Origin of the sequence: Shimwellia blattae DSM 4481 = NBRC 105725, from assembly GCF_000262305.1 — a bacterium.
Lineage (GTDB): Bacteria > Pseudomonadota > Gammaproteobacteria > Enterobacterales > Enterobacteriaceae > Shimwellia > Shimwellia blattae.
Window position 1 is genome coordinate 1,715,880 of sequence record NC_017910.1, and the last position, 26,395, is coordinate 1,742,274.

The window sequence follows — 26,395 nt, forward strand, 5'->3', positions numbered from 1 at the left end:
GGCAATGGCGCTGTTCCGGGGGGCTATTCGTTACCGGCGGCCTCATCCTGCACCCGGATCTGGTGCTTTTTCAGCATTGCCCGCAACTGATGATACGTGATCCCCAGCAATTCGGCGGCCCGCCGCTGGTGATATTTCGCTTTTTCCAGGCTGGCTTCCACCAGCTGCTTTTCCTGGCTGTTCTGCCAGAGGCGTAAATCCAGGGGCAGGGCGGGCAGTGGCGTGGCGGTATCCGTAACTGGTGGCGCCGGGGGCTGGTGGCCGGTGGGGGCGAAGGGGTCAATAATTATCTGGTCGAGCTCGCTCTCCCACTGGCCGTGGCGGTATACGGAGCGCTCAACGGCGTTTTTCAGCTCACGGATATTGCCCGGCCAGCGGTAGTGGCGCAGGGTCTCCAGTGCCCGGGGGGTAAACCCGGGAAACAGCGGCATGCCCATCTCCCGGCTCATCTGGATGGCAAACTGCTCCGCCAGTAAAAGAATATCGCCCGGGCGCTCGCGCAGCGGGGGCAGGCGGACGACATCGAAGGCCAGGCGGTCGAGGAGGTCGGCGCGGAATTTATCCTGAGCGGCCAGGGCGGGCAGATCCGCATTGGTGGCGCACACCAGCCGCACGCTGACCTGGAGCGGCTGGTTCCCCCCCACGCGCTCCAGCTCGCCATATTCGATAACCCGCAGCAGTTTTTCCTGGACCATCATACTGGCGGTGGCCAGCTCGTCGAGGAACAGCGTGCCCCCGTCGGCCCGCTCAAAGCGCCCGGGGTGGCGCTTTTGCGCCCCGGTGAAGGCGCCCGCCTCGTGGCCGAAAAGTTCGGAATCCAGCAGGTTCTCATTGAGGGCCGCACAGTTTAGTGAGATAAACGGCCCCTGCCAGCGCCCGGACAAGTAGTGTAAGCGGCTGGCGATAAGCTCCTTACCGGTTCCCCGCTCGCCAATGACCAGCACCGGCTTATCCAGCGCCGCCAGCCGGGAGACCTGCTCCAGCACTTCGAGGAAGGCATTATCTTCGCCGATCAGGTTATCTTTGAATTCTGGCATGGTTAATTTCACTATATGGTGGTGAATGTGACTACTTTACCCGTAACTGACCCAGGGGTAAAATATTATAATTCTTTTTATATCAGTGAGATAAAAAGTTGGCACGCTAATTGTATTACTCATAGCACCCGGTCCTGATGCAGGACGCAAATCAACAACATATTTATTGAGGATAATGTTATGGGTATTTTTTCTCGTTTTGCTGACATCGTGAACGCCAACATCAACGCCCTGCTGGAGAAAGCGGAAGATCCGCAAAAGCTGGTGCGGCTGATGATCCAGGAGATGGAAGACACCCTGGTGGAAGTGCGCTCCACGTCGGCTCGGGCCCTGGCAGAAAAGAAACAGTTAACCCGCCGGATTGAGCAGGCCTGCGCGCAACAGGCCGAATGGCAGGAAAAAGCCGAACTGGCCCTGCGTAAAGAAAAAGAAGATCTCGCCCGCTCTGCGCTGGTGGAAAAACAGAAAATGACCGATCTTATCGCCTCCCTGGAAGGGGAAGTGACCAGCGTAGACGAAACGCTGGAGCGGATGAAAAAAGAGATTGGCGAGCTGGAAAGCAAACTGACCGAAACCCGCGCCCGTCAGCAGGCACTGGCACTGCGCCAGCAGGCGGCTGCCTCATCGCGGGATGTTCGCCGCCAGCTGGACAGCGGTAAACTGGATCAGGCCATGGCGCGTTTTGAATCTTTTGAACGCCGCATTGACCAGATGGAAGCCGAAGCGGAAAGCCACCGTTTCGGGAAGCCGAAAAATCTGGAGCAGCAGTTTGCCGAGCTGAAAGCCGATGACGAAATCAGCGCGCAGCTGGCCGCTCTGAAAGCCAAAATGGGCAGTGACGGCAAATAACCGGTTTGCGGCGCCAGGTTGCGCCGCAGTTTTTATGCAAAGGAGTACACATGAGCGCGCTTTTACTTGCTGTTCCGCTAACCATTTTTGTGCTGTTCGTTGCCCCTATCTGGCTGTGGCTGCACTACAGCAACCGGGCAGAGAGAGGCTCTTCGCTTTCCCGCAGTGAACAGACACGGTTAGAGCAGTTAAGCGAGGAAGCAAAACAGATGCGTGAGCGCATTAACGCACTGGAACAAATTCTGGATGCCGGTCATCCGGGCTGGAGGAACCAATAATGGCGAAAATTCTTGGCGATCGTAAATTGTGGCGCATCCCTCAGCGCGGCATGGTGAAAGGGGTATGTGCCGGGATCGCGCAGTATCTGGATGTCCCGGTTAAACTGGTGCGTCTGATTGTGATTTTATCGATGGTGTTCGGGCTGTTTTTCTTCACCATTGCGGCGTATATCATTTTGACGTTTGCCCTCGACAGCATGCCCGATGAACTGGTCGATGGCGCCACGTCAGACTGCCATACCCGGATGAAAACCGTTGACGAAGCGCTGGCAGAAAGCGAACAAAAACTGCGCGCCATGGAGCGTTATGTCACTTCAGACGCCTTCACCCTGCGCAGCCGTTTTCGTCAGCTATAACTCTCAGAATAAGGCAATATCATGTCTGCAACTCTCCCGCCGCGTACCGGACACAAACTCCAGAGCGGCATAAAGCTGGCCGGAAAGCTGGTTTTACTGACCGCACTGCGCTACGGCCCGGCCGGTGTGGCGGGCTGGGCGGTGAAATCAGTTGCCCGCCGCCCGTTAAAATGGGCGCTGGCGGTTGCCCTGGAGCCTGCGCTGCGCCGGGTGGCACAGCGTATTGCCCGGCGTTTTCACTAAGCGGGCACGCCCGGTGGTGAACCCCGGGCGGAGAATAACAATGACACAGGAGTGCTATGAAGCGAATTAAGCATGAATTGCAGTCGCTGGTAAACCGTGGGGTGGACCGGCATCTGCGTCTTGCTGTGACTGGTCTGAGCCGCAGCGGAAAAACCGCGTTTATTACCGCGCTGGTAAATCAGCTACTGGCGGTGCACAGCGGGGCCCGTTTGCCGCTGCTGACGGCTGCCCGGGAAGAGCGCCTGCTGGGGGTAAAACGTGTCCCGCAGCGGGATCTGGGGATCCCGCGCTTTACCTACGATGAAGGCATCGCCCAGTTATTTGGCACCCCTCCGGCCTGGCCGACCCCCACACGCGGGGTCAGCGAAATGCGCCTTGCCCTGCGCTATCGCTCGTCTGAATCGCTACTGCGCCACTTTAAAGACACCTCTACCCTGTATCTGGAAATCGTGGATTACCCCGGCGAATGGCTGCTGGATCTGCCGATGCTGGCCCAGGATTACCTCAGCTGGTCGCGCCAGATGACCGGGCTGCTCCAGGGGCAGCGCGGCGAGTGGTCAGCAAAATGGCGTGAACTGAGCGCCGGGCTGGACCCTTTCGCCCCGGCGGATGAAAACCGCCTGGCGGCAATTGCCCAGGCCTGGGCCGATTATCTGAGCACCTGTAAACAACAGGGGCTGCACTTTATTCAGCCGGGGCGCTTTGTGCTGCCGGGGGAGATGGCCGGGGCGCCTGCGCTGCAGTTTTTCCCGTGGCCGGATGTTGACGCCACGGGGGAGTCACGGCTCTCCCGGGCAGATAAACACAGTAATTTCGCCATGCTGCGCGACCGCTTTGCCTGGTACTGCGAGCATGTGGTGAAGGGCTTCTACCGGGACCATTTCCTGCGCTTTGACCGCCAGATAGTGCTGGTGGACTGCCTGCAACCGCTCAACAGCGGCCCCCAGGCGTTTAACGATATGCGCCTGGCGCTGACCCAGTTGATGCAAAGTTTCCATTACGGGCAGCGCACCCTGTTCCGGCGCTTGTTCTCCCCGGTTATCGACAAGCTGCTGTTCGCCGCCACCAAAGCGGACCACATCACGCTGGATCAGCACGCCAATATGGTGTCGCTGCTCCAGCAACTGGTGCAGGATGCCTGGCAGAACGCGGCCTTTGAGGGGATAACCATGGACTGCATGGGCCTTGCCTCGGTGCAGGCCACGGAAAGCGGCCTGGTGGACGTTAACGGGGAGAAGATCCCCGCTCTGCGCGGTAACCGGCTAAGCGACGGCGCGCCGCTGACATTTTACCCGGGAGAGGTGCCCGCCAGGCTACCGGGCAGCAGTTTCTGGGCCACTCAGGGGTTCCAGTTTGAAGCCTTCCGCCCGCGGGTGATGGATGTCGACCGCCCGTTGCCCCACATCCGGATGGATGCGGCCATGGAATTTTTATTCGGAGATAAATTACGATGAGCGATCCGATTAAACCCCGTATCGACTTCGCCCAGCCACTGGATGTGGATACCACGCCGGTCTACCAGCCTGCCCGGGATCTGACCCGCGCCGGCACGGGGTTTACCCCGGCACCGGAAGTGCTCACCCCGGAAGAAGAGACCGGTGCTGAGACCGTTATCGAACAGGCCCTGCGCCCGAAACGCAGCCTGTGGCGGCGGATGGTGGGGGCCGGTGTGGCGCTGTTTGGCCTGAGCGTCATCGGCCAGGGGGTGCAGTGGGCCCATAATGCCTGGGTCACCCAGGACTGGGTCGCCATGGGGGGCTGTGTGGCCGGTGGGCTGATTATCGGCGCCGGTGTGGGCTCCGTGGTGACAGAGTGGCGGCGGTTATGGCGGCTGCGCCAGCGCGCCGATGCCCGGGAGCGGGGGCGTGAGCTACTCAGCAGCCACGGCACCGGCCAGGGCCGGGCCTGGTGTGAATCACTGGCCGCCCAGGCGGGGATCGACCAGGGGCACCCGGCGCTACAGCGCTGGCATGCGGCTATTCATGAAACCCAGAATGACCGCGAGGTGGTTGAACTGTATGCCCGGCTGGTGCAGCCGGTGCTCGACAGCCAGGCCCGTAAAGAGATCAGCCGCTCGGCGGCAGAATCTACGTTGATGATCGCCGTCAGCCCGCTGGCGCTGGTGGATATGGCGTTTATCGCCTGGCGTAACCTGCGGCTGATTAACCGCATTGCCACCCTTTATGGCATTGAGCTTGGCTATTACAGCCGGGTGCGCCTGTTCCGGCTGGTGTTGCTGAATATCGCTTTCGCCGGGGCCAGTGAGCTGGTGCGTGAGGTGGGCATGGACTGGGTATCCCAGGATCTGGCGGCGAAAATTTCCGCCCGGGCCGCCCAGGGGATCGGGGCCGGGTTACTGACGGCCCGCCTGGGTATCAAGGCGATGGAGCTGTGCCGCCCGCTGCCCTGGCTGGAAGATGACAAACCTCGGCTGGGCGACTTCCGCACCCAGCTTATCGGCCAGTTAAAAGAGACCCTGCAAAAAGGCAAGGGCAGCGCTGGCCGCACCTGACGCTAACGCCCCTGTACTGTCGGGCCGTACAGGGGCGGCGGCATTTCAGCGCGGAGTGTCAATTATTGTTGACAGATCACTTCTGAAGCACCGGGAAGTGGGGTATCATCCCCGCATCGTTATGTTGCTTGTATGTAAGTGAAGGTCACCCTCATGCGTCTGGAAGTCATCTGTGAAGACCGCCTTGGTCTGACTCGCGAATTGCTTGACCTGCTGGTATTGCGGAGCATCGATTTGCGGGGCATTGAAATTGATCCGGTCGGGCGGATCTACCTGAATTTTGCCTCTCTTGATTTTGACATCTTCAGTAATCTGATGGCCGAGATCCGCCGTATCTCCGGGGTGATGGACGTGCGAACCGTTCCCTGGATGCCTTCTGAACGCGAACACCGGGCCCTGAGCGCCCTGTTGCAGGCGCTGCCTGAGCCGGTCTTCTCCCTCGATATGAAAGGGAAAGTGGAGCAGGCAAACCAGGCGAGCTGTGCCCTGTTTGGCCTGAGCAGCGACAAGCTGCGCCACCACAATGCCGCCGGGCTTATCGGCAGTTTTAACTTCAGCCGCTGGCTGGAGAACGCCCACGATCAGCCCCACAGTGAACATGTGGTGATAAACGGCCACCACTTCCTGATGGAGATAACCCCGGTCCATTTACTGGATGAGGGCAGCGCCAGGGTGCTGGTCGGGGCGGTGGTAATGCTGCGCTCAACGGCGCGTATGGGCCAGCAGCTTAAGGATCTGAGCGACCGCGACCCCGGCGCTTTCGACCCGGTGGTGGCGGTCAGCCCGCGTATGCACCAGGTGGTGGAGCAGGCGCGCAAGCTGGCACTGCTCAACGCGCCGCTGCTTATCACCGGCGAAACCGGCACCGGGAAAGATCTGCTGGCCCGGGCCTGCCACCTGGCCAGTACCCGTGCCCATAAACCGTATCTGGCCCTGAACTGTGCCTCTATCCCGGAAGGTGATGTGGAGAGCGAGCTATTCGGCAACGCCCGGGACGGGAAAAAAGGCTTCTTCGAGCAGGCGAATGGCGGCTCGGTGCTGCTGGATGAGATAGGCGAAATGTCGCCGGGCATGCAGACCAAATTGCTGCGTTTCCTCAATGACGGCACATTCCGCCGGGTGGGCGAGGATCATGAAATTCATGTGGATGTGCGGGTTATCTGCGCAACCCAGAAGAACCTGACCGATCTGGTGCACAAAGGGCTGTTCCGGGAAGATTTATACTACCGGCTCAATGTGCTGACCCTGAACCTGCCGCCGCTGCGGGAGCGCCCGCAGGACATTATGCCGCTTACCGAGCTGTTTGTGGCCCGCTTTGCAGACGAGCAGGGCGTACCCTGCCCGAAACTGGCTGTGGATCTGGGCACTGTACTGGGGCGCTACAGCTGGCCGGGAAATGTCCGCCAGCTGAAAAACACCCTCTACCGCTCACTTACCCAGCTGGAAGGCTACGAACTGCGCGCCCGGGATATCCTGCTGCCGGACTTTGACACCGCGACGCTGTCGGTCAGTGAAGATGCGATGGAAGGCTCCCTGGATGATATTACCCGGCGCTTTGAGTGCTCCGTGCTGACCCAGCTCTACCGCTCTTATCCCAGCACCCGTAAACTTGCGAAACGCCTCGGGGTTTCCCATACGGCGATCGCTAATAAGCTGCGTGAGTATGGCCTGGGGCAGAAAAAGGCCAGCGACGACTGATAAAGCACGGCCCCGCAGGTTGCGGGGGCCGGTGGTTGATTTACGGTTTTGCGGCGGGCTTCCCGGCCTGGTTAATGCTCGGGGTTTCGTTAAAGAAGTTCCACGGTTTGAGCAGCGTATGCACCCATTCGGTAGGCATAATCGGCCACTCTTCCGCCCGGGCCACATGGGTGGTGCCGGTGGTTATCCACACGACGTTATCGCTGTTTTCCAGTGACTGATTATCCTTACTGAAGGCCCCCAGCCCGGTGTCGTGGGTGGAGCGGTTCGGGTATTTCCCTTCCGGGTAGCGCTCTTCCGGGTTATAGCGGGTAACCCACAGCTGCTTGTCCATAAAGCTCAGCCGGTGGTAAATCCACTCGTCTTTGGCAAAATTGGCCCCGGTGGCCACCGGATGAGTGCCGCCCGCGTAAGGGATTATCTGGTAAGAGACCGGGTTACCCATGCGGTTTTCTTTGTTCGGGTTACTCAGCAGGCGGATAGTGCCCGGATCAAATTTGCTGGCCGCTTCCTGCTCAGTGCCGATGGCATACTGGTTAATCTGCATGGTGCTGGAGCGTGGGCCCCCGGCACTGTTCGCTTTGACGACCGGATCCATCGCCACCAGGCTGTTGTTCTCTCCGTCCACATCCAGATCGAGGCGGAAGTTGTAAATATGCTGGTGGGTGGTGCCAACGATATTGTGGTCGATAAGCGTCCCGTAGCGGGTGTCGTCTTTGGCGCTCGGGTCGTGCATGGTTCTGGCGTTCACCCCTTTGACCGCTTCAATACCGGTCGCCCCGGCATCAATACCGATCACGCCGTTATCGTGGAAGATCCAGTCAAAGATATAGTCGTAGTTCCCCACGGTGCTTATCCAGCGCACCACCAGCTCCCGGCGCTCGGCGCTGACGTTCGGTTTTCCCAGCTCCTGGTGCTTGAATTCCGGCCCGGCATAGCGCTCAAACACCGCGATAGCCCGGGGAATGGACATGGGTTTGCCGGTGTAATCCGCAATAGTCTCATCAAGGAAGACCGCATTTTGCGGGGCATCTTTACCGCGCTCAATCGGGGAGGTGAGGGTGCCCATCCCGTAATCGCCGGAGTCCAGATAGGCTTTAAAGTACCAGCCAATATCCGGATCGCCATAGGGGACAATCATCCCGCCCAGTGAGCCCTGGTACATTATCTTGCGCCGGGTGCCGTTATCGTTCCAGGTCACGGTCGAAATAACCGGGCCCACCCGGGAGTCGAGCCGCAGGTGGAAGTCCCAGTTGCCCCAGTGGATCATATCGCCGGTGATGGTGTAGTTCTTGCCTTCCGGCTCAATAATTTGCAGGGGTTTTTGCGCCGGAGCAGTGCGATCCCGGCCATCATAAGGGCGGGCCGCCGTTGGCACCGGGACCACGGTCCCGTCTTCAATTTTGATGATTTTTTTCTGCTCCAGATCGACCACCGCCACCAGGTTTTCAATCGGGTGCGCCCAGTAGTTGCCGTCGCCGGTATCCAGGTAGCTGATAACCTTCAGCAGGCGCTGATCCTGGCGCAGCCCGTCTTTGCCGTCAAAATAGCCTACGGTCAGCGGAGTGGTGATGACCTTTTTCGGATCGTTAATGCCGTGCTTTTTCAGGGCGGCGGCAAATTCTGTGCTGTTGCTGATGATGGTCTGCACGCTGGCGAAATCATCCAGCAGTACCATCCCCTGGGCCTCTTTGAGCGGGGTCCAGGAGAGCACTTTCTGCTGGCTGAGATCGACGGTGCTCTCCACAATGTGGATCCCGTCGAGCATGGTTACGCGGGCCTGGCGCGGGGTGCTGACCGGCTTGCCGCTGAGCGCAAAATTCCACACCTGATCTTTGGGCGGCTCATACAGGGAGACTTCGGTAAAGCGCATGGCGGGTTTAAAATCCGGGGATTTTTTCACCGCCTCTACGGCCTGGGTGATTTCCCGGGCGGTGAGGGCATTGAGTGGGTGCGGTTTTTTCTCCACCTGGAAGGTCTGATCCAGGCCGGACTGGAACACCTCGTTAATAAAGCCCTCGGCTATCCAGGGCTGGTTATTTTTCATCACCACCGGCACCTGGAGCGCCAGGGGTTTGCCGTTGACCATAGCGGTTTTGGCGTTGGGCTTCACTTTAACATAGGCCCCGTCTTTGCTGATGGTGTACATCCCGGCGTAGTCATCCCACTGTACGTCGGCACCAAAATCCGCCAGGGTTTTGGTCATCGGCACCATATGGGCCTCGCCACCGTGAGAGAGTGCGGCGGGCTGCCAGGCGGTGGAGACCAGAGCAATAGCCAGTGCCAGTGCTGTTTTACGGGAGGGGAGAAAACGCGTCATTGCCATCAGTGACCTCTGCCGGAAATGTTGTTGTTATGAAGTTCTTGAATAGTTCAACCTTAGCAACCGCGATTCACAAGCGTTTGCCTGGTTCTGCCAGGTGCTTTGTCTGCTGTGCCATCCGGGTAAAACATGGAATCACCTTCACAAATGGCGTAAAAAAACCGGGACAAGCCCGGTTTGCTGACACTGACAGACACCGGGGCAGGCCCGGTGTTCTGTGATTACCCGCCGGGGATCAGATGGCCGGGAAATCCCCGTGCTGGCGGCTGACCAGGGTGAGGATCGAGTAGAGCGCCACCGTTTGCTGATGCTGGTTAACGATCCCCACATCCCACTCCACCACACCCACCGGGCGATCTTCTGCGGTTTTCTGGGGCTTGGCGGTTTTACGCTTACAGGTCAGACGCACCTGGAGCGTGTCGCCGATTTTAACCGGCTCAATAAAGCGCAGGTTCTCCATGCCGTAGTTGGCAATCACCGGGCCTACGCCCGCATCGACAAACATCCCGGCGGCGGCAGAGACCACAAAGTAGCCGTGGGCTACCCGCTCGCCAAACAGGGACTCCGCCGCGCCGATAACATCCGTATGGGCGTAGAAATGGTCACCACTCAGGGCGGCAAAGTTCACGATATCCGCCTCGGTGATGGTGCGCCGACGGGTGAGCAGGCTGTCCCCGATGCGCAGCTCTTCAAAATATTTACGGAACGGGTGCACGCTGTCTTCATTCACCCGGGCGCCGCGAACCCACTGCTGGCTGACCGCCGTCAGCATGGACGGGCTGCCCTGGATTGCGGTGCGCTGCATATAGTGCTTCACCGCCCGCAACCCGCCCAGCTCCTCACCGCCGCCCGCCCGGCCCGGGCCGCCGTGAACCAGAAGCGGTAACGGTGAACCGTGGCCGGTGGACTCTGCCGCTGAGGCCTGGTTGAGGATCTGAATACGCCCGTGGGCCCGGGCCGCGCCGAGGATAAACTGGCGCGCGGTGGCTTCGCTGGCGGTGACCAGCGTGCCCGCCAGGCTGCCTTCACCGGCTCTGGCAAGGGCCATGGCGTGGTCGTGATCGCGGTAGGGCATCAGCGTGGCGACCGGGCCAAAGGCTTCCAGCGCGTGCACTTGCGGGGTTTCGTCTGGCTGCGGGCACCACAGCAGGGTGACCGGGAAGAAGGCCCCCTCGCTGTGGGGATCGGCCTCGCCGCCCAGTACCACCTGGCAACCGGCCTGCACCAGGGCATTAACGTTGCGCTGCACATCGTCGCGCTGCCCGGTGCTGATAAGCGCCCCCATTTTGACCCCTTCCCGGGCAGGATCGCCCACCTGCACGGCACTCAGTTTTGCCACCAGAGCCTGCTGCACCTCGGCAACCCGGGCCTGCGGCACCATAATCCGGCGAATGGCGGTACATTTCTGCCCGGCCTTGGCGGTCATTTCACGCACCACCTCGCGGATAAACAGCGCAAATTCCGGCTGCTCCGGGGTGACATCTTCTGCCAGCACACAGCAGTTCAGGGAGTCGGCCTCCATGGTGAACGGCACTGAGCGCTTCACCAGATTCGGGTGGCATTTCAGCTGCTGGCCGGTGGCGGCAGAGCCGGTAAAGGTCACCACGTCCTGGCCGTCCAGATGGTCCAGCAGATCACCGGCACCCCCGCAAATAATGCTGATTGCGCCCTCCGGCAGCAGGCCGCTGTCGACAATGGATTTGACCATGGCCTGGGCCAGCTGGGCGCTGGCGGTGCCCGGCTTGACAATAGCCGCCATGCCCGCAAGCCAGGTGGGGGCCAGTTTTTCCAGCATGCCCCAGCAGGGGAAGTTAAAGGCGTTGATATGCACCGCGACCCCGGATTTTGAGGTCAGCACATGGCGGGCGGCAAACTGCCCCTGTTTTGAGAGCGGAATAAGCTCATCTTCCGGCCACAGGGTATCGTCCGGTAATTCACGATTGCCCAGCCCCGCATAGGCAAACAGGGTGCCTATTCCCCCTTCGATATCCACCCAGCTGTCGGCCCGGGTGGCTCCGGTTTCGGCAGAAATGGCGTAGAAGGTCTCTTTTTGCGCCAGCAGGTGCTTTGCCAGGGCTTTGAGCATGGCGGCGCGCTGTACAAAGGTCATGGCGCTCAGGGCGGTTGTCCCGCGTTGCACCGCATAGCGGTGTGCCGCGGCCATATCCAGCCCCTGGCTGGTGACGGCCCACAACGGGGCGCCGCTGATGGCGTGCCGGATAGTCCGGCCTTCACCCTGGCCGGTCTGCCAGGTGCCCGCTAAGAAACTGGGTAATATCTGCATTTTACTCTCCGCTAACCACTTCGCTGTAATGACTAGATGTTTAAATTATGAATCATAAAAAGCAAGATTAAATTTAATCATTTATTAACAATGTGATGCAGGATACCTGCGCGCATTGTTTTAATATGTTGATTTTGCGGGTATTTTGATAATTTATCGTGAGTTTCATCACAAACGCCCCGCAGGCGTTTTGCGCATATCATTAACATTGATGTAACTTCACCTTCATAAAGTGATTCGCTTTTAATTTAATTTACCGCAAAACTGGAATCATAAAAGGTGATGTCGTGAGTGATGAACAGCAACGCCGCTTTGATCAGCGCATAGCCAGCGAAACGGCCATTGAGCCGCAGGACTGGATGCCGGATGCCTACCGTAAAACGCTGATTCGCCAGATTGGTCAGCACGCGCACTCTGAAGTGGTTGGCATGCTGCCGGAAGGTAACTGGCTGACCCGCGCCCCGAGCCTGCGGCGCAAAGCCATTCTGCTGGCCAAAGTGCAGGATGAAGCAGGCCACGGGCTGTACCTCTACAGCGCCGCAGAGACCCTGGGCTGCGCCCGGGAAGATCTCTACCAGAAGCTGCTGGACAACCAGATGAAGTATTCGTCCATCTTTAACTATCCCACCCTGACCTGGGCAGACGTACCGGTGATTGGCTGGCTGGTGGATGGTGCCGCCATCGTCAACCAGGTGGCCTTATGCCGCACCTCTTACGGCCCTTACGCCCGGGCGATGGTGAAAATCTGTAAAGAGGAGAGTTTTCACCAGCGCCAGGGGTATGAAGCCTGCACGGTACTGGCGAACGGGAGCGACGCGCAGCGCCAGATGCTCCAGGACGCCATTAACCGCTTCTGGTGGCCGGCCCTGATGATGTTTGGCCCCGGCGATGACAACTCCCCGAACAGCGCCCGCAGCCTGGCGTGGAAAATTAAGCTCCACACCAACGATGAGCTGCGCCAGCGGTTTGTGGATAACACCGTCCCCCAGGTTGAGCTGCTGGGCATGACCGTGCCGGATGCGGATTTGTACTTTGACGAGGCCACCGGCCACTACCGGTTTGGCGAGATCAACTGGGATGAGTTCAACCAGGTGATCGCCGGGCAGGGTATCTGCAATGAAGAGCGTCTGGCGGCGAAGCGTCAGGCATGGGAAGCCGGAGCCTGGGTCCGGGAAGCGGCCCTGGCGTGGTCGGCAAAACAAGCAGCGCCAGACGCGGCGTGAGGAGAGCACCATGAGCAAAATTTACTGGCCGTTATATGAAGTGTTTGTGCGTAACAAGCAGGGGTTGTCCCACCGTCATGTGGGGAGCCTGCACGCCGCGGATGATCAGATGGCGCTGGAAAATGCCCGCGATGCCTATACCCGGCGTAATGAAGGCTGCTCCATCTGGGTGGTGAAGGCCAGCGCCATTACCGCCTCCCAGCCGGAAGAGCGCGGGGCGTTTTTCGACCCGGCAGATACCAAAGTGTACCGCCACCCGACATTTTACACGCTGCCCGACGGCATTGAGCACATGTGAGGTCTCCCGTGACTGAATTAACTCCACTGGCCTTTTATACCCGCCACCTGGGCGACAACAGCCTGGTGTTATCCCAGCGGCTGTGTGCCTGGTGCGGCTTTGCGCCGGAGCTGGAAATCGATCTGGCGCTGGCCAATATCGGGCTTGATCTGCTGGGCCAGGCGCGCAATTTGCTGACCTACTCCGCCAGTCTGACCGACAGCACGCTGGATGAAGACCAGCTGGCCTATGGCCGCGACGAGCGCCAGTACACCAATGTATTACTGGCAGAACAGCCCAACGGCGAGTTCAGCGACACCCTGGTGCGCCAGTACCTGATGGACGCCTGGCACCTGCCTTTATATCAGCGCCTGGTGGAGAGCCGCGATCCGGGCCTGGCCGCCATTGCCGCCAAAGCGGTCAAAGAGGTGCGCTACCACCTGCGCTTTAGCCGTGGCTGGCTGGTCCGCCTGGGCCAGGGCACGGCCCTCTCAAACCAGAAAATGCAGCAGGCGCTGGATAATCTGTGGCGCTTTAGCGGCGAAATGTTTGTTGCCTCTCCCCAGGAGCAGGCACTGGCAGAGCAGGGAATCATCCCGGCGGCAGAGAGCCTGAAGGCGCCGTGGCTGGCAGAAGTGCACAGCGGTATTGCCGATGCCGGGCTGGTACTGCCGGCCAGCGTCCCGTACCGCACTGGCGGTAAGCAGGGGCTGCACAGCGAACACCTGGGCCCGCTGCTGGCTGAAATGCAGTACCTGCAGCGCGCCTACCCCGGGCAGCAGTGGTAACCGCGGAGAGACACATGCAGCAGACACCTGACACCCAGACCCTGAACCTGGTGGCCCCGGAAATCCGGCGTATCTGGAACAGTCTGGCCACGATAAGTGACCCGGAGATCCCGGTGCTGACCATTACCGATCTTGGCATGGTGCGCAGTGTGCGCCAGCAGGAGGATGGCTGGCACATCGGATTTACGCCGACCTATTCCGGGTGTCCCGCCACTGAGTTTCTGATAACCGCCATTAAGCAGGTGCTGAGCGGGCAGGGGTTCTCCCCGGTGCAGGTGGATGTGCAGTTACACCCGGCCTGGACCACCGACTGGATGACCAGCAGCGCCCGCGAGCGGTTGCGCGAATACGGGATAAGCCCCCCCCAGGGGCACAGTTGCCACGCTATTGTGCCGGAGCAGGTGTGCTGCCCGCGCTGCGGCAGTGAGCACACCGGGCTTATCAGTGAATTTGGCTCCACGGCCTGTAAAGCGCTGTACCGCTGCAATAGCTGCCGCGAGCCTTTCGACTATTTCAAATGTATCTGAGGTTGCCATGACAACGTTTCACTCCCTGAAAGTGGCAAAAATTGAGCCGGAAACCCGGGACGCAGTGGCGATCACGTTTGCCGTTCCGGAGGCACTGGCGGAGGAATACCGCTTTGTCCCGGGCCAGCACCTGACGCTGCGCACCCGCATCGGCGGTGAAGAGCTGCGCCGCTGCTACTCCATCTGCCGCCCGGCAGCGAAGGGGGAAATCTCCGTGGCGGTCAAAGCCATTGATGGCGGGCGCTTTTCCCGCTATGCCGTGACCGATCTGCACCCGGGGATGACCCTGGACGTGATGGTCCCCCAGGGGCAGTTTGGCTACCAGCCCCGGCCCCAGACCCGGGGAAACTATCTGGCTCTGGCGGTGGGCTCCGGCATTACGCCGATGCTGGCGATTATCGCCACCACCCTTGATACCGAGCGCGAGAGCTTTTTTACCCTGATTTACGGCAACCGCTCCAGCGACAGCATGATGTTCCGCCAGGGGCTGGCGGATCTGAAAGACCGCTACGGCCAGCGCCTGCAACTGGTCTATCTGTTCAGCCAGCAGGCCCAGGACAGCGAACTGCTCAGCGGCCGGCCGGATGGCGACAAGCTGCGGGCACTGGGGGAGCAACTGCTGGACTTCCCGGGCTTTGACCGCACCTTTATTTGCGGCCCCCACACCATGATGGAAGAGGCCAGAGAGACCCTGACCGGGCTGGGCGTTCCCGCCGGGAAGATTTTTATCGAACATTTTGCCACCGCCGGTACACCGGTACGCAGCCGCACCAGCACCCAGTCGGTGGGCCGCCGCGTCACCCTGCGCCAGGATGGCCGCGACCGGCAGATAACCCTCAGCGCAGAGGACGACAGCATTCTTGATGCGGCACTGCGCCAGGGCAGCGAACTGCCTTACGCCTGCAAAGGGGGGGTATGCGCCACCTGTAAATGCAAGGTGCTACAGGGTGAAGTGGAGATGGGGCTGAACTACAGCCTTGAACCGGAGCAGATTGCCGCCGGGTATGTACTGAGCTGCCAGGCCCTGCCGAAAGGCGACGGGGTGGTACTGGATTTTGATGTGTAGGGGCCACCATGAGCGCACTGATTTCTGAACAACAAGGCCGCGTGCTGACCCTGACGCTAAACCGTCCCGAGGCCCGCAACGCCCTGAATAACAGCCTGCTGACCGGGCTTGCCGATGCGCTGGAAGCCGCCGCCGGAGATCCGGGGGTGGGGGCGGTGGTTATCACCGGGCAGCCGCGCTTTTTTGCTGCCGGTGCCGATCTGCGCGAAATGGCCAGCCGGGGGCTGGCCGACACCTTAAACGATCCGCGCCCGCTCATCTGGCAGCGGCTGGATAATTTCCCTAAACCGCTGATTGCGGCGGTCAATGGCTATGCCCTGGGGGCCGGTTGCGAGCTGGTATTGCTGTGCGATCTGGTGATCGCCGGGGATAACGCCAGCTTCGGGCTGCCGGAGATAACCCTCGGGCTGATGCCGGGGGCCGGGGGCACCCAGCGGCTGATTCGCACCGTGGGCAAAGCCCTTGCCAGCCGGATGGTGCTGAGCGGGGAGGCCATCTCCGCCGCCCGGGCACAGGAAGCGGGTCTGGTGGCGGAGGTACACCCCGCCGCCCTGACCCTGGAATACGCGCAGCGGCTGGCCGCGAAGATAGCCGGTCACGCGCCCCTGGCGCTGCAGGCGGCCAAACAGTCCCTGCGCCAGAGCCAGGAAAGTGGTCTGGCCCTGGGGCTGAAGCAGGAGCGCACTCTGTTTACCCTGCTGGCCGCCACTGACGATCGCCGGGAAGGGATCGCCGCTTTTCTGGAAAAACGCTCGCCGAATTTTACAGGACGCTAACCATGGAAAACCTGATTGTTTGTGATGTTCAGCAGGGGGTCATGACCCTGACGTTAAACCGTCCTGAGCGCCTCAATAGTTTTAATGATGCTATGCACCGGCAGCTGGCCGGTTTCCTGACCCAGGCCGAGCGCGACGACAGTATCCGCTGCCTGCTGATAACCGGTGCCGGGCGCGGATTCTGCGCCGGTCAGGATCTTAACGATCGTAATGTCGATCCTGCCGGGGATGCCCCGGACCTTGGCTACTCCGTTGAGGCCTTCTACAACCCGCTGGTGCGCCGCCTGGCGCGGCTGCCAAAGCCGGTGATTGCCGCGGTCAACGGCGTGGCGGCTGGCGCTGGCGCCACCCTGGCTCTGGGCTGCGATATGGTGATTGCCGCCCGCTCCGCCAGTTTTGTGATGGCGTTCAGCAAGCTGGGGCTGATCCCCGATTGCGGCGGCACCTGGTTCCTGCCCCGGGTCGCCGGGCGGGCCCGCGCTATGGGGCTGGCCCTGACCGGTGGCAAGCTCAGTGCCGAACAGGCGGCGGAGTGGGGCATGATCTGGCAGCTGGTGGAGGATGCGGATCTGCACGACACCAGTATCGCCCAGGCGCGCCACTTCGCGACCCAGCCCACCTATGGCCTGGGGCTGATTAAACAGGCGCTGCTGGCGGCAGAGCATAACACCCTTGACCAGCAGCTTGATGTGGAGCGGGATTACCAGCGCCTGGCCGGGCGCAGCGCCGACTACCGGGAAGGGGTTGCCGCCTTCCTGGCGAAACGCACGCCGCAGTTCCGGGGGAAATAACATGCAGATCAGCGAACAGACCCGTATTGCCGTTATCGGCAGCGGCACCATGGGGGCGGGCATCGCCCAGCTGGCCGCCAGCGCCGGACACCAGGTTCAGCTTTATGACATCTCCCCCCAGGCGATTACCCGGGGGCTGGAGGGAATTGCCCGCAGCCTGCAGGGGCGGGTGGACAAAGGCCGCCTGACGACAGAGCAGTACCAGGCGATACTCGGGCGGCTCAGCGCCGCAGAGCAGTTAAGCGAGCTTGCCGGGGCGGATATTGTCATTGAAGCGGCAGCAGAAAAGCTGGAGATCAAACAGCAGCTCTTCCGGGCCCTGGCGGAGATCTGCGCCCCGCAAACCCTGCTGACCACCAATACGTCATCTATCTCGGTCACCGCGATTGCCAGCGGGATCCCGAACCCCGGGCGGGTGGCCGGGCTGCACTTCTTTAACCCGGCACCGGTAATGAAACTGGTGGAAGTGGTCAGGGGGCTCGACAGCAGCCCGCAAACCATCGACACCCTGTGCCAGCTGGCCCAGCGCTGGGGGAAAACCCCGGTGCGCTGCCAGTCAACCCCGGGCTTTATTGTGAACCGCGTTGCCCGGCCCTATTACGCGGAAGCCTGGCGCGCCCTGGAGGAGCAGGTGGCCCCGGCGGCGGTGATTGATGCGGCCCTGCGCGACGGCGCCCGCTTTCCGATGGGTCCGCTGGAGCTGACCGACATGATAGGCCAGGACGTGAACTTTGCGGTGACCTGCTCGGTATTTAACGCCTTCTGGCAAGAGCGCCGCTTCCTGCCTTCGCTGGTGCAGCAGGAGCTGGTGCTGGCCGGAAAGTGGGGGCGCAAAACCGGTCAGGGGGTGTATGGCTGGCCCCGGGAAGCGCAGGCGCTGCCGGTGGTGGAGCCGCTGGCGGATAGCGCCGCTGCCCGGGTGCAGCGCAAAGGGGGGCCGGGCATGTGGCTCAACGGTATGGCCCAGCTGACGGCCCACTTTGACCAGAGCGACGTGGTGGCCGATGTGCCGTTCCTTGAACTGGATGAGGTGCTGGTGATGGCAACCAGCGGTGAGACGGCCCAGCAGCTCTCCCGGCGCTATCAGCGCCCGGTAGTGGTGCTGGATCTGGCGGATGACTACCTCAACGGCGCCCTGGTGGTGATGGCGGCCGCCGCCACCAACCGCCCGGAACAGACAGAGAAAGTGATCCACTTCTTCCAGCAGCGGGACAAGCAAGTGCTGCTGGTGGCGGACTACCCCGGCCTGCTGGCCTGGCGCACGGTAGCCATGCTGGTTAACGAAGCGCTCGATGCGGTGCAAAAAGGGGTGGCCTGCCCGGAGGATGTGGACGTGGCTATGCGCCTGGGAGTCAATTATCCCCACGGGCCGCTGGCCTGGGGAGAGTCACTGGGCTGGCAGCGGGTGCTGACGGTACTGGAAAACCTGCAAAAACATTATGGCGAGGAGCGCTACCGCCCCAGCTCGCTGTTGCGGGAGCGCGCCCTGATGGAGAAACACTATGAGCAATAGTCCCTGGGACAACGCCCGGCTGATGTACCAGCGTGATAACTGTGCCCGGGCACTGGGTATCGAGTTACAGGAGATGGGCGAGGGCAGCGCCACCGTCACCATGCGGGTGCGCGACGATATGCTCAACGGCCACCAGACCTGCCACGGGGGCCAGTTATTCTCCCTGGCGGATACCGCCTTTGCCTACGCCTGCAACAGCCAGGGGCTGGCGGCGGTGGCCTCCGGGTGCAGTATCGATTTTTTACGCCCGGCAAAGGCCGGAGACCTGCTCACGGCGCGGGCTAATGTGCGCGCCCAGGGGAAGACCACCGGCGTTTACGATATTGAAATTACCAACCAGGAGGCCCGCAGTATTGCGCTGTTTCGCGGTCGCGCTCACCGGCTTGGCATCACTCTGAGCGGAGAAAAAGTATGAGCCAGCAATATCACGACAATCAGGCCTATATTTGCGACGGTCTGCGCACGCCCATTGGCCGCTATGGCGGTGCCCTTGCCGGGGTGCGTGCCGACGATCTGGCGGCGATTGTGCTGCGCGAGCTGATGGCGCGCCACCCGAATCTGGACTGGAACGCGGTAGACGACGTGCTGCTGGGCTGTGCCAACCAGGCCGGTGATGATAACCGTAACGTGGCGCGTATGGCGGTGCTGCTGGCCGGGCTGCCGGTCTCAGTCCCCGGTACGACGGTTAACCGGCTGTGCGGCTCGGGGCTGGACGCCCTGGGCATGGCGGCCCGGGCGATTAAAGCCGGGGAAGCGCACCTGATGGTGGCCGGTGGGGTGGAGTCCATGTCCCGGGCACCCTTTGTGATGGCTAAAGCCAGCAGCTCCTGGCAGCGCCAGGCTGAGCTGTTTGATACCACCATCGGCTGGCGTTTTGTGAATCCGGTCATGGAACAGTTATACGGAACAGACAGCATGCCGGAAACGGCGGAGAATGTAGCTGAATTGTTAAATATCAGCCGGGCCGATCAGGATAGCTTTGCCCTGCGCAGTCAGCAGCGTACCGAAATTGCCCGCCAGAACGGCGTACTGGCGCAGCAGATTGTGCCGGTCACCCTTACCGGGCGTAAAGGCACGGTCACCGTGGTGCGGGAAGATGAACACCCCCGCCCGGAAACCACGCTGCAGCAGCTTGCCGCCCTGAAGGCACCTTTCCGTGCCCGGGGTGGGGTGGTCACTGCCGGGAATGCCTCCGGGGTCAATGATGGCGCCGGTGCACTGCTGGTGGCCAGCGGCCAGGCGGTCACCCGCTACGGGCTGACACCGAAATGCCGGATCGTGGCGATGGCAACTGCCGGGGTGGAGCCGCGCCTGATGGGGCTTGGCCCCGTGCCTGCGACCCGCAAAGTGCTGGAGCTGGCGGGGCTGAGTATTAACGATATGGATGTGATTGAGCTAAATGAGGCTTTTGCCGCCCAGGCGCTGGGCGTATTGCGCCAGCTGGGGCTGGCGGACGATGCCAGCCATGTTAACCCGAACGGTGGCGCTATCGCCCTTGGCCACCCGCTGGGCATGAGCGGTGCGCGTCTGGCCCTGGCGGCGAGCGATGAACTGCAGCGCCGTAATGGCCGTTATGCCCTGTGTACCATGTGCATCGGTGTGGGTCAGGGCATTGCCATGATCCTGGAACGTGTGAGCTAAACAACCTGCGAGTACCCTACAATGACAATAAAGACAGCTCTGGAGCCCATTGAAACTGCATCGCTGGATGAACTGCAGGCCCTGCAAACCGCTCGTCTGAAATGGACCCTCAGACACGCTTATGACAATGTGCCCATGTACCGGCGTAAATTTGACGCCGCCGGGGTCCACCCGGACGATTTTAAAGAGTTACGCGATCTGCGGCTGTTTCCCTGTACCACTAAGCAGGATCTGCGCGATAACTACCCGTTTGACACCTTCGCGGTGCCGATGGAGCAGGTGGTGCGGATCCATGCCTCCTCCGGTACAACGGGTAAGCCAACGGTTGTGGGCTACACCCAGAATGATATCGACACCTGGGCCAATATTGTTGCCCGCTCCCTGCGTGCAGCGGGCGGCACACCGAAAGATAAAATTCACGTTGCCTACGGTTACGGGCTGTTTACCGGCGGGCTGGGTGCCCACTATGGCGCCGAGCGCCTGGGGGCCACCGTGATTCCGATGTCCGGCGGCCAGACCGAAAAACAGGCGCAGCTGATCCGTGATTTCCGCCCGGATATGATAATGGTCACCCCCTCTTACTGCCTGAACCTGATTGAGGAGCTGGAGCGCCAGATGGGGGGCGATGCCAGCCAGTGCTCCCTGCGGGTGGGGGTATTCGGGGCCGAACCCTGGACGGCAGGCATGCGCCGGGAAATTGAGCGCCGCCTCGGGATCCGGGCGCTGGATATTTACGGGCTGTCTGAAGTGATGGGCCCGGGGGTCGCCATGGAGTGCCTGGAGACCGGCGATGGCCCGACCATCTGGGAAGACCATTTCTACCCGGAAATTGTTAACCCCAACAGTGGCGATGCCCTGGAAGATGGCGAATATGGCGAGCTGCTGTTTACCACGCTCACCAAAGAAGCGCTGCCGGTTATCCGCTACCGCACCCGGGATCTGACCCGCTTACTGCCGGGAACTGCCCGCACCATGCGCCGTATGGACCGCATCACCGGGCGCTCTGACGATATGCTGATTATCCGCGGGGTGAATGTGTTCCCCTCCCAGGTGGAAGAGGAGATCTGCAAAAACGAGCATCTGGCGCCGCATTATCAGCTGGAGGTCAACCGCGACGGGCATCTGGACAGCCTGGCAGTCAAAGTGGAGCTGAAAGAGAGCAGCCTGACGCTCTCCCACGAAGAGCGCTGCCAGGTGTGCCACCACCTGCGCCACCGGATCAAATCGATGGTCGGGATCAGTACCGATGTGACTATCGTGAACTGTGGCTCGATCCCGCGTTCAGAAGGGAAAGCGTGCCGGGTGATCGACAAGCGCGTCCTGGTCAGCTCCTGAGGGCTCAGCGCCATCACAATGCCAGCCCCGGGGCTGGCATTTTGCGTTTTGCGGGGGGGGGGGAATAGCGGGATCTGGCCGTGGTTTTGCTATCGGGCAGGCAGGCCATATAAAAATGTGATACAACCAGTAACGCGCTACGCAAACGATAACACACACTTTACCCGTAACAGAATGGCAGAAGGGTCAACCCGCACATGATCCCATTAATTTCTCAGGCACCGGGGCTGTTGCAGCCGGTGCTCGACTATTTAAAAGCACTTGAGCAACAAGGATTTACCGGCGATATCGCCACCCGCTATGCGGACCGCCTGACCATGGCGACGGACAACAGCATCTACCAGTTACTGCCTGACGCGGTGGTATTCCCGCGCTCAACGGCCGATGTGGCGCTGATTGCCCGGGTGGCGGCGGAGCCGCGCTTTGAGAGTATCGCGTTTACCCCCCGGGGGGGCGGCACGGGCACAAACGGCCAGTCCCTGAACCACGGCATTGTGGTGGATATGTCGCGCTATATGAACCGCATCCTCGAAATTAACCCGGAGCAGGGTTGGGTGCGGGTGGAAGCGGGGGTCATTAAAGACCAGTTGAACCAGTATCTGAAGCCGTTTGGGTATTTTTTCGCCCCGGAGCTTTCAACCAGTAACCGGGCCACCCTCGGGGGGATGATCAATACGGATGCCTCCGGCCAGGGGTCGCTGGTGTACGGGAAAACCTCTGATCATGTGCTGGGGCTGCGCGCCGTGCTGCCCGGGGGGGATATCCTCGACACCCACCCGATGCCCACCGCCCTGGCCGAAGAGATTGCCCGTACCGACACCCGGATAGGGCGCACCTACGGCACCGTGCTGGCGCGCTGCCGCGCACAGCGCCAGCTTATTCTGGAGCGCTTCCCGAAACTGAACCGTTTTCTGACCGGTTATGATCTGCGCCACGTATTCAGCGACGATCTCAGCCGCTTTGATCTCACCCGCATTCTGACCGGCTCTGAGGGCACCCTGGCGTTTATTACCGAAGCCCGGCTGAATATTACCCCGCTGCCCAAAGTGCGGCGGCTGGTGAATGTGAAGTACGACTCGTTCGACTCCGCCCTGCGTAATGCGCCCTTTATGGTTGAGGCGAAGGCGCTCTCCGTTGAGACGGTCGACTCCAGCGTGCTGAACCTGGCCCGGGAAGATATTGTCTGGCATTCGGTACAGGCGCTGATTACCGACGTTGCCGACCAGCAGATGCTGGGGCTGAATATCGTTGAATTTGCCGGTGATGATGAGGCCCATATTGACCACCAGGTTGAGGCGCTGTGTGCCCAGCTCGACGGGCTGATGGCCCGCCACGAAGCGGGCGTTATCGGCTGGCAGGTGTGCCGTGAACTGGCCGGGATCGAGCGGATTTACGCCATGCGTAAAAAAGCGGTGGGGCTGCTGGGCAACGCCCCGGGCCAGGCTAAACCAATCCCGTTTGTTGAGGATACCTGTGTACCGCCGGAGCACCTGGCGGACTATATTGCAGAATTTCGCGCCCTGCTCGACAGCCACGGCCTGAGCTACGGCATGTTCGGCCATGTGGATGCGGGGGTGCTGCATGTGCGCCCGGCCCTGGATATGACCGATCCCCGCCAGGAGCAGCTGATGAAGCAGATCTCTGATGCGGTGGTGGCGCTGACGGCCAAATATGGCGGCCTGCTGTGGGGAGAGCACGGTAAAGGATTCCGCGCCGAATACAGCCCGGCGTTCTTTGGCGAAACGCTCTACCAGGAGCTGCGGCTGATCAAAGCAGCGTTCGATCCGCAAAACCGGCTGAACCCGGGCAAGATCTGCCCCCCGGCCGGGATGGATGCGCCGATGATGCAGGTGGATGCGGTGAAGCGCGGCACCTTTGATCGCCAGATCCCGCTGGCGGTGCGCAGCGCCTGGCGCGGGGCGATGGAGTGTAACGGCAACGGATTGTGCTTTAACTTTGATGCCAAAAGCCCCATGTGCCCGTCGATGAAAATCTCCGCCGACCGGATCCACTCGCCCAAGGGGCGCGCCACGCTGGTGCGCGAGTGGCTGCGGCTGCTGGCGGATCGCGGGGTGGATCCGCTGCATCTTGAGCAGGTGCTGCCCGGTCAGCGCGCCAGCCTGCGCACGCTGGTGGAGCGCACCCGTAACAGCTGGCATGCCCGCAAGGGCGAGTATGACTTTTCCCACGAAGTGAAAGAGGCCATGTCCGGCTGCCTGGCCTGCAAAGCCTGCTCGACCCAGTGCCCGGTAAAAATTGATGTGCCGGAGTTTCGCTCGCGGTTTTTACAGCTCTACCACACCCGCTACCTGCGCCCGGTGCGCGACCACCTGGTGGCCAGCGTGGAAAGCTATGCGCCGCTGATGGCCCGGGCGCCGAAGACCTTTAACTTCTTCCTGCGCCAGCCCCTGGTAAAACGCCTGTCTGCCAGACATATCGGTATGGTGGATCTGCCGCTGCTTTCGGCCCCGTCACTACAGCAGCAGCTGGTGGGGCACCGCAGCGCTAATATGACCCTTGAGGCGCTGGAGGCCCTGAGCGACGCGCAAAAACAGCAGACTGTGCTGATTGTCCAGGATCCCTTCACCAGCTATTACGATGCCCAGGTGGTGGCGGATTTTGTCCGGCTGGTGGATAAGCTGGGGTATCACCCGGTGCTGCTGCCGTTCTCGCCTAACGGCAAGGCCCAGCATATTAAAGGTTTCCTGACCCGTTTTGCCCGCACTGCCCGTAAGACGGCGGATTTCCTGAACCGGGTCGCCCGGCTGGGGATGCCGATGGTGGGGGTCGATCCGGCCCTGGTGCTGTGCTATCGGGATGAGTACCGGCAAACCCTGGGAGAAGGGCGGGGGGATTTCCGGGTGCAGCTGGTCCACGAATGGTTACCGGGGGCCATGGCGTCGCGCGAGCCGTTACCGGTGAGCGGCGAGGCCTGGTATCTGTTCGGCCACTGTACGGAAGTGACTGCGCTGCCCGGCGCACCCGGGCAGTGGCAGCAGATTTTCGCCCGGGTCGGGGCCCGGCTGGAGAGTGTCAGCGTGGGCTGCTGCGGCATGGCGGGCACCTACGGGCATGAGGTGAAGAATCACGCCAGCTCACTGGGTATTTATGAGCTCTCATGGCACCAGGCCATTGCCCGCTTACCCCGTAACCGCTGTCTGGCGACCGGCTATTCCTGCCGCAGCCAGGTTAAACGTATTGAAGGTAGCGGGGTGCGTCATCCGCTACAGGCTATTCTGGAGATCATTGCATGAAAATCTGGCGACGTGAAACGACCCTGGCCGCGCTGAACGCCAACAGTCAGGGCAATATGGTGGAGTATCTGGGTATTCGCTATGTGTTCCTCGGGGAGGATACCCTGGAGGCGACCATGCCGGTCGATCACCGTACCCGCCAGCCTTTTGGCCTGCTGCATGGCGGCGCGTCGGTAGTGCTGGCGGAAACCCTCGGATCCGTGGCGGGCTGGCTATGTACTGAAGGCGAGCAACAGGTTGTCGGGCTGGAGGTCAATGCCAACCATGTCCGTTCGGCCCGGGAAGGGGAAGTGCGCGGCCTGTGCCGGGCGCTGCATGTGGGGCGTCGCCACCAGGTCTGGCAGATTGATATCCGCGACGGTCAGGGGCGGTTGTGTTGTACGGCGCGCCTGACAACGGCGGTTATCTGACTCACCCCAGGCCGGACGCCTCCGGCCTGGGGCTCAGGCGGCCTGCCCGGCACCGGGGCGGGCCCGACCGAAGGGGCAGTTTTTGCGGTACATTCCCGGCGGCTGGCTGAATGTTTTAGTGAAAATCCGCGTAAATGATTGCTGGGATTCAAAACCGTAGCGTGAGCAGATCTGATACACCGTTTCGCTGGTTGTGCAGAGATCCCGCGCCGCCAGGTGTAGCTTACGTTCGCGAATATAGCGGGCCAGATTATGGCCGGTGTGGTTAACAAACATGCGTTGCAGGTGCCATTTCGAGTAACCAGCATAACGGGCGACGTCGTCAATCCTCAGGGGCTTATCCAGATTTTTGTCTATCCAGACCAGCAGCTCTTCAATGACCTGTGCAGGGATATCCATTGGTCTTTCCTTATCGCATTGCGCTTATTACTGATGTGTGCACTCTCTCTCATAAATTTTACGGGATCTGAGTGATTTATCCATTCAGCTGCATATAATGAGTGAGTGAGCACTCATTATATTGAGTGATGATAATTCGTCAAGGGAAGGAAGCCGGGAAAAGAGGGTTGCGGCCTGCCTGGTGACATGTTTCAATCCCGGCGTTTTGACAGAAGGAAAAGAGCGCGTGGCACGTCCGAAAAGTAATGATAAGAGAATAGCGCTGCTGAATGCGGCTACCATGGCCGTTGGTATGGCGGGGATCGGGGCATCGACTGCCACCATCGCCCGTAAAGCGGGGGTCGCGGAGGGCACGCTGTTCCGTTATTTTGCCAATAAAGACGCACTGCTGAATGCGCTGTTTTTATACCTGCAACAAAGCCTGGGAGAGGCGATGATGGTGGGGTTTGATCCCACGCAGGAGCCGAAAAGCTGCACCCGGCATATCTGGAACCAGTTTATTGCCTGGGGGCTGGCAAACCCCAATGCCCAGCAGGCTATCCGCCAGCTGGCGGTAAGCGACAAAATCACCCCCGAAACCCTGCGTGAGGTCGAAACGCTCTACCCGGAGCTGCACGCACTGGCAGAGCACTGCATTCGCCGGGAGTTTCTGCACAATGAGCGGCGTATTTTCGCCGACGCCATTTTCTTTCGCCTGGCGGAGACCGCCATGGAATTTGCCGCAAAACACCCGGATGAAGCCCAGAACTGGGTTAACGCCGGTTTTGAGGCCATGTGGCGCGCCCTGTCGCTTGATACCCTGTAATAGACTGCCC

Annotated in this window: 25 protein-coding genes; 21 read left to right on the top strand and 4 right to left on the bottom strand. The window is 60.9% G+C overall.

Features of this window, described 5'->3' with window-relative positions; genetic code table 11:
- Positions 1-23: 23 nt before the first annotated feature.
- On the bottom strand, positions 24-1,037 hold the full coding sequence (pspF, locus tag EBL_RS07940; protein ID WP_002443143.1) for a phage shock protein operon transcriptional activator: 1,014 nt from the start codon (positions 1,035-1,037) through the stop codon (positions 24-26).
- Positions 1,038-1,217: 180 nt separating this feature from the next.
- Here pspF and pspA point away from each other — a divergent pair, with 180 nt between their 5' ends.
- The 7 genes from pspA to tyrR all read left to right on the top strand — a co-directional run bounded on the left by pspA (position 1,218) and on the right by tyrR (position 6,973).
- The gene (gene pspA / locus EBL_RS07945; protein WP_002443145.1) at positions 1,218-1,886 is read left to right on the top strand and encodes a phage shock protein PspA; all 669 of its coding nucleotides are present in this window, start codon (positions 1,218-1,220) and stop codon (positions 1,884-1,886) included.
- Positions 1,887-1,936: 50 nt separating this feature from the next.
- The gene (pspB, locus tag EBL_RS07950; RefSeq protein ID WP_002443147.1) at positions 1,937-2,164 is read left to right on the top strand and encodes an envelope stress response membrane protein PspB; all 228 of its coding nucleotides are present in this window, start codon (positions 1,937-1,939) and stop codon (positions 2,162-2,164) included.
- Positions 2,164-2,520 carry an envelope stress response membrane protein PspC gene (gene pspC / locus EBL_RS07955; protein ID WP_002443150.1) on the top strand — a complete coding sequence of 119 codons (357 nt, stop codon included), beginning with the start codon at positions 2,164-2,166 and terminating at the stop codon, positions 2,518-2,520. Before pspB ends, pspC begins: the two co-directional genes overlap by 1 nt.
- Before the next feature lie 21 nt (positions 2,521-2,541).
- Positions 2,542-2,763, top strand: a complete 222-nt coding sequence (gene pspD, locus EBL_RS07960) for a phage shock protein PspD (RefSeq protein ID WP_002443152.1) — start codon at positions 2,542-2,544, stop codon at positions 2,761-2,763.
- Positions 2,764-2,819: 56 nt separating this feature from the next.
- Positions 2,820-4,217, top strand: coding sequence for a YcjX family GTP-binding protein (locus EBL_RS07965; protein WP_002443153.1), 1,398 nt, complete (start codon positions 2,820-2,822; stop codon positions 4,215-4,217).
- On the top strand, positions 4,214-5,275 hold the full coding sequence (locus EBL_RS07970) for a YcjF family protein (RefSeq protein ID WP_002443156.1): 1,062 nt from the start codon (positions 4,214-4,216) through the stop codon (positions 5,273-5,275). The genes EBL_RS07965 and EBL_RS07970 overlap by 4 nt, the downstream gene beginning before the upstream one ends.
- Positions 5,276-5,428: 153 nt before the next feature.
- Complete coding sequence (tyrR, locus tag EBL_RS07975; RefSeq protein ID WP_002443158.1) at positions 5,429-6,973, top strand: transcriptional regulator TyrR; 1,545 nt, start codon at positions 5,429-5,431, stop codon at positions 6,971-6,973.
- 40 nt (positions 6,974-7,013) lie between these two features.
- On the opposite strand, the gene tynA is transcribed toward tyrR, so the two are convergent.
- Complete coding sequence (gene tynA / locus EBL_RS07980) at positions 7,014-9,299, bottom strand: primary-amine oxidase (RefSeq protein ID WP_002443160.1); 2,286 nt, start codon at positions 9,297-9,299, stop codon at positions 7,014-7,016.
- 232 nt (positions 9,300-9,531) lie between these two features.
- On the bottom strand, positions 9,532-11,580 hold the full coding sequence (paaZ, locus tag EBL_RS07985; RefSeq protein WP_002443162.1) for a phenylacetic acid degradation bifunctional protein PaaZ: 2,049 nt from the start codon (positions 11,578-11,580) through the stop codon (positions 9,532-9,534).
- A gap of 287 nt (positions 11,581-11,867) precedes the next feature.
- On the opposite strand from paaZ, the gene paaA reads away from it, so the two are divergent.
- The 13 genes from paaA (at position 11,868) to menI (ending at position 25,181) form a co-directional block, all read left to right on the top strand.
- Positions 11,868-12,803, top strand: coding sequence for a 1,2-phenylacetyl-CoA epoxidase subunit PaaA (gene paaA, locus EBL_RS07990; protein ID WP_002443164.1), 936 nt, complete (start codon positions 11,868-11,870; stop codon positions 12,801-12,803).
- Positions 12,804-12,813: 10 nt separating this feature from the next.
- Positions 12,814-13,101: a 1,2-phenylacetyl-CoA epoxidase subunit PaaB gene (gene paaB, locus EBL_RS07995; RefSeq protein ID WP_002443166.1), complete on the top strand. Its 288-nt coding sequence runs from the start codon at positions 12,814-12,816 to the stop codon at positions 13,099-13,101.
- 8 nt (positions 13,102-13,109) lie between these two features.
- Complete coding sequence (gene paaC, locus EBL_RS08000) at positions 13,110-13,868, top strand: 1,2-phenylacetyl-CoA epoxidase subunit PaaC (RefSeq protein WP_002443168.1); 759 nt, start codon at positions 13,110-13,112, stop codon at positions 13,866-13,868.
- A gap of 14 nt (positions 13,869-13,882) precedes the next feature.
- Complete coding sequence (gene paaD / locus EBL_RS08005; protein WP_002443169.1) at positions 13,883-14,395, top strand: 1,2-phenylacetyl-CoA epoxidase subunit PaaD; 513 nt, start codon at positions 13,883-13,885, stop codon at positions 14,393-14,395.
- 7 nt (positions 14,396-14,402) lie between these two features.
- A complete protein-coding gene (paaE, locus tag EBL_RS08010) occupies positions 14,403-15,461 on the top strand; it encodes a 1,2-phenylacetyl-CoA epoxidase subunit PaaE (protein ID WP_002443171.1) in 1,059 nt (352 codons plus the stop codon).
- Between the two features lie 8 nt (positions 15,462-15,469).
- The gene (paaF, locus tag EBL_RS08015; RefSeq protein ID WP_002443174.1) at positions 15,470-16,237 is read left to right on the top strand and encodes a 2,3-dehydroadipyl-CoA hydratase PaaF; all 768 of its coding nucleotides are present in this window, start codon (positions 15,470-15,472) and stop codon (positions 16,235-16,237) included.
- Between the two features lie 2 nt (positions 16,238-16,239).
- On the top strand, positions 16,240-17,028 hold the full coding sequence (gene paaG / locus EBL_RS08020; RefSeq protein ID WP_002443176.1) for a 2-(1,2-epoxy-1,2-dihydrophenyl)acetyl-CoA isomerase PaaG: 789 nt from the start codon (positions 16,240-16,242) through the stop codon (positions 17,026-17,028).
- 1 nt (position 17,029) lies between these two features.
- Complete coding sequence (gene paaH / locus EBL_RS08025) at positions 17,030-18,541, top strand: 3-hydroxyacyl-CoA dehydrogenase PaaH (RefSeq protein ID WP_002443178.1); 1,512 nt, start codon at positions 17,030-17,032, stop codon at positions 18,539-18,541.
- Complete coding sequence (paaI, locus tag EBL_RS08030) at positions 18,531-18,956, top strand: hydroxyphenylacetyl-CoA thioesterase PaaI (protein WP_002443180.1); 426 nt, start codon at positions 18,531-18,533, stop codon at positions 18,954-18,956. Before paaH ends, paaI begins: the two co-directional genes overlap by 11 nt.
- Complete coding sequence (gene pcaF, locus EBL_RS08035; RefSeq protein ID WP_002443182.1) at positions 18,953-20,182, top strand: 3-oxoadipyl-CoA thiolase; 1,230 nt, start codon at positions 18,953-18,955, stop codon at positions 20,180-20,182. The genes paaI and pcaF overlap by 4 nt, the downstream gene beginning before the upstream one ends.
- Before the next feature lie 21 nt (positions 20,183-20,203).
- Entirely contained in the window at positions 20,204-21,517 is a 1,314-nt protein-coding gene (paaK, locus tag EBL_RS08040) for a phenylacetate--CoA ligase PaaK (protein ID WP_002443184.1), read from the top strand.
- A gap of 197 nt (positions 21,518-21,714) precedes the next feature.
- Positions 21,715-24,771: a D-2-hydroxyglutarate dehydrogenase YdiJ gene (gene ydiJ, locus EBL_RS08045; RefSeq protein WP_002443186.1), complete on the top strand. Its 3,057-nt coding sequence runs from the start codon at positions 21,715-21,717 to the stop codon at positions 24,769-24,771.
- Positions 24,768-25,181, top strand: a complete 414-nt coding sequence (gene menI / locus EBL_RS08050; RefSeq protein ID WP_002443188.1) for a 1,4-dihydroxy-2-naphthoyl-CoA hydrolase — start codon at positions 24,768-24,770, stop codon at positions 25,179-25,181. The genes ydiJ and menI overlap by 4 nt, the downstream gene beginning before the upstream one ends.
- Positions 25,182-25,214: 33 nt before the next feature.
- Here menI and EBL_RS08055 read toward each other — a convergent pair whose 3' ends face one another.
- Positions 25,215-25,580: a helix-turn-helix domain-containing protein gene (locus EBL_RS08055; RefSeq protein ID WP_002443190.1), complete on the bottom strand. Its 366-nt coding sequence runs from the start codon at positions 25,578-25,580 to the stop codon at positions 25,215-25,217.
- Between the two features lie 226 nt (positions 25,581-25,806).
- Here EBL_RS08055 and EBL_RS08060 point away from each other — a divergent pair, with 226 nt between their 5' ends.
- Positions 25,807-26,385: a TetR/AcrR family transcriptional regulator gene (locus EBL_RS08060; protein WP_002443191.1), complete on the top strand. Its 579-nt coding sequence runs from the start codon at positions 25,807-25,809 to the stop codon at positions 26,383-26,385.
- Positions 26,386-26,395: the final 10 nt, after the last annotated feature.

What these genes read in the sequence shown, in the direction of transcription:
- pspF (WP_002443143.1), bottom strand. Translation starts at nt 1,037, where the DNA reads ATGCCAGAATTCAAAGATAACCTGATCGGCGAAGATAATGCCTTCCTC.
- pspA (WP_002443145.1), top strand. Translation starts at nt 1,218, where the DNA reads ATGGGTATTTTTTCTCGTTTTGCTGACATCGTGAACGCCAACATCAAC.
- pspB (WP_002443147.1), top strand. Translation starts at nt 1,937, where the DNA reads ATGAGCGCGCTTTTACTTGCTGTTCCGCTAACCATTTTTGTGCTGTTC.
- pspC (WP_002443150.1), top strand. Translation starts at nt 2,164, where the DNA reads ATGGCGAAAATTCTTGGCGATCGTAAATTGTGGCGCATCCCTCAGCGC.
- pspD (WP_002443152.1), top strand. Translation starts at nt 2,542, where the DNA reads ATGTCTGCAACTCTCCCGCCGCGTACCGGACACAAACTCCAGAGCGGC.
- EBL_RS07965 (WP_002443153.1), top strand. Translation starts at nt 2,820, where the DNA reads ATGAAGCGAATTAAGCATGAATTGCAGTCGCTGGTAAACCGTGGGGTG.
- EBL_RS07970 (WP_002443156.1), top strand. Translation starts at nt 4,214, where the DNA reads ATGAGCGATCCGATTAAACCCCGTATCGACTTCGCCCAGCCACTGGAT.
- tyrR (WP_002443158.1), top strand. Translation starts at nt 5,429, where the DNA reads ATGCGTCTGGAAGTCATCTGTGAAGACCGCCTTGGTCTGACTCGCGAA.
- tynA (WP_002443160.1), bottom strand. Translation starts at nt 9,299, where the DNA reads ATGGCAATGACGCGTTTTCTCCCCTCCCGTAAAACAGCACTGGCACTG.
- paaZ (WP_002443162.1), bottom strand. Translation starts at nt 11,580, where the DNA reads ATGCAGATATTACCCAGTTTCTTAGCGGGCACCTGGCAGACCGGCCAG.
- paaB (WP_002443166.1), top strand. Translation starts at nt 12,814, where the DNA reads ATGAGCAAAATTTACTGGCCGTTATATGAAGTGTTTGTGCGTAACAAG.
- paaD (WP_002443169.1), top strand. Translation starts at nt 13,883, where the DNA reads ATGCAGCAGACACCTGACACCCAGACCCTGAACCTGGTGGCCCCGGAA.
- paaE (WP_002443171.1), top strand. Translation starts at nt 14,403, where the DNA reads ATGACAACGTTTCACTCCCTGAAAGTGGCAAAAATTGAGCCGGAAACC.
- paaF (WP_002443174.1), top strand. Translation starts at nt 15,470, where the DNA reads ATGAGCGCACTGATTTCTGAACAACAAGGCCGCGTGCTGACCCTGACG.
- paaG (WP_002443176.1), top strand. Translation starts at nt 16,240, where the DNA reads ATGGAAAACCTGATTGTTTGTGATGTTCAGCAGGGGGTCATGACCCTG.
- paaH (WP_002443178.1), top strand. Translation starts at nt 17,030, where the DNA reads ATGCAGATCAGCGAACAGACCCGTATTGCCGTTATCGGCAGCGGCACC.
- paaI (WP_002443180.1), top strand. Translation starts at nt 18,531, where the DNA reads ATGAGCAATAGTCCCTGGGACAACGCCCGGCTGATGTACCAGCGTGAT.
- pcaF (WP_002443182.1), top strand. Translation starts at nt 18,953, where the DNA reads ATGAGCCAGCAATATCACGACAATCAGGCCTATATTTGCGACGGTCTG.
- paaK (WP_002443184.1), top strand. Translation starts at nt 20,204, where the DNA reads ATGACAATAAAGACAGCTCTGGAGCCCATTGAAACTGCATCGCTGGAT.
- ydiJ (WP_002443186.1), top strand. Translation starts at nt 21,715, where the DNA reads ATGATCCCATTAATTTCTCAGGCACCGGGGCTGTTGCAGCCGGTGCTC.
- menI (WP_002443188.1), top strand. Translation starts at nt 24,768, where the DNA reads ATGAAAATCTGGCGACGTGAAACGACCCTGGCCGCGCTGAACGCCAAC.
- EBL_RS08055 (WP_002443190.1), bottom strand. Translation starts at nt 25,580, where the DNA reads ATGGATATCCCTGCACAGGTCATTGAAGAGCTGCTGGTCTGGATAGAC.